Origin of the sequence: Chitinophaga sp. (genome assembly GCF_036566945.1) — a bacterium.
Classification (GTDB): Bacteria; Bacteroidota; Bacteroidia; order Chitinophagales; family Chitinophagaceae; genus Chitinophaga.
Genome location: NZ_DATCVJ010000908.1, coordinates 1 through 5,220 on the forward strand (window position 1 = coordinate 1; position 5,220 = coordinate 5,220).

The window sequence follows — 5,220 nt, forward strand, 5'->3', positions numbered from 1 at the left end:
GACGTTTCATGCGTGGACTGGCATACTCCTATCTCGTTCAAAACTGGGGACCAGTACCTATTATAGAAGACAACTACAAACTGGTAACAGATACCTCTGTTAGCCGCAATACCGTGGAATCTGTATGGGGCTTCATTATCAGGGAAATGCGTTTTGCAGCGGCCAATTTACCCGCTGCACCTGTTCAGAAAGGTCGCCTGACTAAATGGGCGGCAGAAGGTATGCTCGCCAAAATATATCTCACCCGTGCTGGTGTGGGCAGCGGCCTGACACGCAGGCAAACGGATCTCGACAGCGCCAAATGGTTTGCCAATGATGTCATTACCAATAGCGGTGCGGAGCTCATGAGTAACTATGAAGATTTATTTCTCACAAAAAATAACAACAATTCCGAAAGCCTGTTTGCCCTGCAATGGAAATACGACGGCGACTGGGGCACTCAAAACAGTGTACAGGCATTTTTTGCCTATGGCTCTGAAATCACCGGCTTCCAGGACGGCTGGGGTGGAGATATCGGCGCATCACTGGACCAGTTGAACCTGTATGCTGTCAATGACAAAAGACGTAAAGCCACATTTATGTTCCCCGGCGATCACTACTCCTATATCCATCAGTCGGTAGACGATCCTAATAACGTTGGCAAAAAGATTATCCAGGAATTACAGGTACCGTTGAACAGTCAGGGCACCGACAAATACAATACACATGCCTGGGTGAAAAAATATGTAGTGGGCAGGCCGGAAGATAATGACGGTAAAGTAACGCAGCAGCATACTGAAATCAGCACTTATATGCTGCGACTGGCAGATGTATACCTGATTTATGCAGAAGCCATCTTAGGTAATGCCGCCAGCACAGCGGACGGAGAAGCATTAAAATATTTCAATGCAGTTCGCAAACGTGCCGGCGTGGGAAATAAAGCAGTGATCACCTGGGATGATATTTATAAAGAAAGAAGACTGGAACTGGCCATGGAAGGACAAGCATGGTATGACCTGCTTCGCCTGTATGCGTATAATCCAACAAAAGCCATCGACCTGGTAAACGCCCAGGACAAAGGCTCTTACAGGATTGTACCTAACACGGAAACAAATGCTACCAGCTGGACCGTGACATCCGATACAAAGGCATACTACCCCGTAACAACCAGCAACTTCCTGTTACCTTATCCGGCAGCTGAATTGACTGCAGCGCCTAATCTCAGGAAACCACCGGTGCCTTATTCCTATTAATCTTCAAAAAGTACATGTATGATCCACAATCATCTCAACAGATATACAAAACACGGCGCACTCCTCACAGGTATGTTGGCAGCAGTACTATGCCTGTTGCTTTCCTGTTCCAAAAACAACGACTTGTCTGGTCCGCCGGTGATCACCAAAGTAACTATGCTGGATTCCACGTTGCAGGACAGCGCCTTTACCAAGGCATTTCCCGGCACACTGATATTAATCACCGGCCAAAACCTCAGCGGTGTAGTCAGCGTTTCCTTTAATGGCGTAGATGCGTACGTGAACCCTACTTATAATACCAGCGATCATATCATTCTCAGCATTCCCGGCAATGCTCCTACAGAGGCGGTTGATCCAAAAGTACCTAACCAGATTAAAGTAACGACTACCCACGGTGAAGCGGTATATTCCTTTGTGGTAGATATTCCTCCACCAACTATTACAGCCATCTCCAACGAAAATGCTTTACCCGGCGATTCCCTGATTATATATGGTTCCAGCTTAGTGCTGATAGAGAAAATAACGCTCCCCGGAGGAAGAGATATCGCCTCGTTTGTAACCAGTTCAAATGGTTCAAGAGTCGCCTTTGTAATGCCCGATCTGGGCACGGATACCGGCCGCCTGACCATACAGGCTAAATTTGGCAGCGTTACCTCTGACGGGCCTTTAAATGATCATGCCAGCGGCGATGTGATCAGTAATCTGACAGAATGGAATAAAACCGGAGAACCCTCCGTATATAACTGGAGCTGGGGCGCGATCATCACCAGTGATGCCGCACTGTTTCCCGGCACCAGAGGTGGATATGTACAGAGCATTTTCGGCAGCGTAGGCGCCTGGGGCTACGAATGGTGGACCAGCAACCGCTCCGGCAACTTCAACGATGTCGCTATATTTTCTACCGATGTACTCACACAGTCAGCTGCGCAGTATGCACTGAAATTTGAAATCAATACCAAAGTAGCCTGGACTGAAGGTGTGACCGTACTTCGCTTCAATGATAAGTATTGCTTCCGCTACCAGCCCTGGCTAAATGCCACTAACAAAACCTTCGATACCAAAAACAAATGGCAAACGGTTACCGTTAAACTATCGGACTTTAAACTCACCGTCGATGGTACAGAAGGCATCGGTGATAATGCTGTTCTTATGGGCGATCTGCTGAAACCGGATGCTAAAGTAGCATTCAGCTATCGCCTCATGGCAGAAGCTACCGGTATAGCACTGTTCAATTCCGCTTTCGATAATTTCAGAATTGTTAAAATAAAATAATTCTTCAGTAGGTCAATTCAACCGGGCGTCCATCCAGTGACGCCCGGTATTTAAACCGACCGAACAATCCGATCAAATGAAAAAAGCAAATGATATGGTATGGAAATGCCTGCTGTTGCTCGCTGTAGCCGCATGTGGCAAAAAGTCTGCTACTCCCGCCGGCAACGGCAATAAACCAGATACCACTGTTACGGTAGTCACCCCACCCGATCCGGCCACCGCCGCTACAGAAGGCTTTTTTAAAGATGGATGGACCGCCAAAAGATTCACCGCACCGGCATTTAACGAAACGGCTCCGCCAGCAAATATTAATACTACAGTTAACGTAGACGCCTCTACGATTATCACAAAAATTTCACCTGCACTGTTTGGTAACAACAGTAATTTATACATGACACAAATGGTGACGGAACCCTCATTAATGGGGCATATCACCAAACTGCATCCGGGCATTATCCGTTTCCCCGGCGGTAATCTGAGCAGTATTTATTTCTGGAACGGGCTCCCCGGCAACCCGCCGGCAGATGCGCCTGTCAACCTTCCCGACATGAATGGCGCCATGGCCAACGCAGGCTATTGGTATGGCCGCAATAACGATAGCTGGACACTCTCCGTCGACAACTACTACCGGATGCTCCAGCAAACCAACAACGAAGGGATCATCACACTTAACTATGGATATGCCAGATATAGTAACAGCAGCAATCCTGTAGCTGCCGCCGCACACCTCGCAGCCGATTGGGTACGCTATGATAATGGCCGCACCAAATACTGGGAAATAGGCAATGAAAGCAACGGCACCTGGCAGGCGGGATATCGGATTGATCCATCACAAAATAAAGACGGACAACCCCTGCTCATCACCGGAGATCTGTATGGTCGTCATGCAAAAATTTTTATCGACTCCCTGCGTAAGGCCGCTACTGAAATTGGTAAAACCATCTTCATTGGTGTACAATTGCTGGAACAGGAACCGGCGTCCTGGGCTACGGCCACCGACAAAAGCTGGAACAGCGGCGTACTGCAACAGGCAGGCAATGCAGCCGACTTCTTCATCGTACACAGTTACTTCACCCCATATAATACCAATTCTACCCCGCTGGAAATACTGGCTACCGCCAGTTCCGTCACAAAAATAATATCCAATCATGTAAGCACCTCCGTGCAGACAGCAGGTGTAAGTGCCAAACCTATTGCACTCACTGAATGGAATATTTTTGCCACCGGCTCCAAACAAATGGTATCACAAATAGCAGGCATTCATGCGGTGCTGGTACTGGAAGAACTCATCAAAAATAAATTTGGAATGGCCAGTCGCTGGGACCTCGCCAATGCCTGGGACAATGGAAATGACCACGGTCTTTTTAGTGATGGTGCTGCCGCTTCCGGCGAACAGCGCTGGGAACCCCGACCTGCCTTCTATTACCTTTATTTCCTGCAAAAAACATTGGGCGACAGAGCCATCAACGCCACGTCCACAGATACCAGCGTCATTTCCTATGCGTCTACTTTCAGTTCCGGAGAAATATCTGCTGTGTTGGTAAATAAAGCTAACACACAAAAGAATGTGCAGCTGACATGTAAAAACTTCAATGCAGGCAGCAGGTATTACTGGTATACACTTACCGGTGGTGAAGGTGTTACCGGATTTGGTCGCAAAGTATTGGTAAACGACAACGGACCCACCGGCGCCGCTGGTGGTCCTCAAAATTATGATACCGTAAAAGCCAATGCCGCAGGTACGCAGAATGGCATTAAAGTAGCCCTGCCTCCTATGTCGGTGGTATATGTAGTGATAGATAAAAAATAACAGTCGTTTATGAAAAGCTGGACAGAGAGCATTATTCAACAATGGAAAATAGAAAGCATTCAACTGAACAAAGGTGCATTGATAGAAATGATCATCGAAACAGAAAATGCATTAGGCTTTAGATTTCCCGGAGATTTTATGGAATTGTATTTACAGGTAGACGGATTTGCTGATATGGAAGTACGTGGCAGCCGGTACTCCCTATGGCCTATCCATAGGATCCTGGGGGCATACCGTGAAAATGGGAACAAGCATTTCATCGGCTTCTCTGACTCCCTCACAAACGGTGATACTATCGGGTTCCTGAAAAACAGGGTGGGTGTGTTTAGGAAAACAGATCAGCAATATCCGATAGCGACGTCGTTTAAAGAAGGGATTCTGCTTATCAATAAAGATTCTCAATTGTTGTATTGAAGCTTCTGTGTGAGATAGCACAGTGTAAGGCTCTCTCACACAGGAATATCAATTATACTTTATTCAATACATAACTGGTACTTCTGCCACCAGCCGGTTCTTTCATCAGTACTTCCTGCTGCAATAAATCATTTATATCCCTAAGCGCTGTATCCGAGGAACATTTAGCAATTTTCGCCCACTTGGCATTGGTTAGCTTTCCGGTAAAGCCATCCAGTAATTTATTAAGCATCATTTTCTGCCGCTCATTAAATGGATGACTTTTGTATTTTTCCCAGAATTTCGCCTTTCCCATCACAATGGACAACGTTTCATCACTGGCTACTAATGCTCTATCCAAACAACTGAGAAACCATTCGAGCCAGGCTGTAATATCCAGGCTACCCTTCTGCGTCTTTTCTAAAATATTATAATAAGCATTTCTTTCTTTTCGTATTTGTGCCGACATACTATAAAAACGTAGGCTGCTCTTATCAGAACGGGCTAGTACCA

General features: G+C 46.6%; 5 protein-coding genes. 4 read left to right on the forward strand and 1 reads right to left on the reverse strand.

Going from position 1 to position 5,220, the window contains the following annotated elements; translation table 11 throughout:
• From VIP81_RS27295 to VIP81_RS27310, 4 genes are all read left to right on the forward strand, one after another.
• On the forward strand, window positions 1-1,232 hold a 1,232-nt coding region (locus VIP81_RS27295), incomplete at its 5' end, for a RagB/SusD family nutrient uptake outer membrane protein (protein WP_331968871.1).
• Between the two features lie 18 nt (window positions 1,233-1,250).
• Window positions 1,251-2,504 (forward strand): glycan-binding surface protein, encoded by a 1,254-nt coding sequence (locus VIP81_RS27300; RefSeq protein ID WP_331968874.1) that lies wholly within the window; start codon window positions 1,251-1,253, stop codon window positions 2,502-2,504.
• Between the two features lie 76 nt (window positions 2,505-2,580).
• A complete protein-coding gene (locus VIP81_RS27305; RefSeq protein WP_331968877.1) occupies window positions 2,581-4,314 on the forward strand; it encodes an alpha-L-arabinofuranosidase in 1,734 nt (577 codons plus the stop codon).
• Window positions 4,315-4,323: 9 nt separating this feature from the next.
• Window positions 4,324-4,728: an SMI1/KNR4 family protein gene (locus VIP81_RS27310; protein ID WP_331968880.1), complete on the forward strand. Its 405-nt coding sequence runs from the start codon at window positions 4,324-4,326 to the stop codon at window positions 4,726-4,728.
• A 52-nt stretch (window positions 4,729-4,780) separates the two neighbouring features.
• Here the strand turns inward: VIP81_RS27310 and VIP81_RS27315 are convergent.
• Window positions 4,781-5,220 (reverse strand): Fic family protein (locus VIP81_RS27315; protein WP_414649396.1); only part of this gene is annotated, 440 nt, incomplete at its 5' end.

Excerpts from the sequence above, each read along its gene's own strand:
- VIP81_RS27310 (WP_331968880.1), top strand. The coding sequence starts at position 4,324 with ATGAAAAGCTGGACAGAGAGCATTATTCAACAATGGAAAATAGAAAGC.
- VIP81_RS27300 (WP_331968874.1), top strand. The coding sequence starts at position 1,251 with ATGATCCACAATCATCTCAACAGATATACAAAACACGGCGCACTCCTC.
- VIP81_RS27305 (WP_331968877.1), top strand. The coding sequence starts at position 2,581 with ATGAAAAAAGCAAATGATATGGTATGGAAATGCCTGCTGTTGCTCGCT.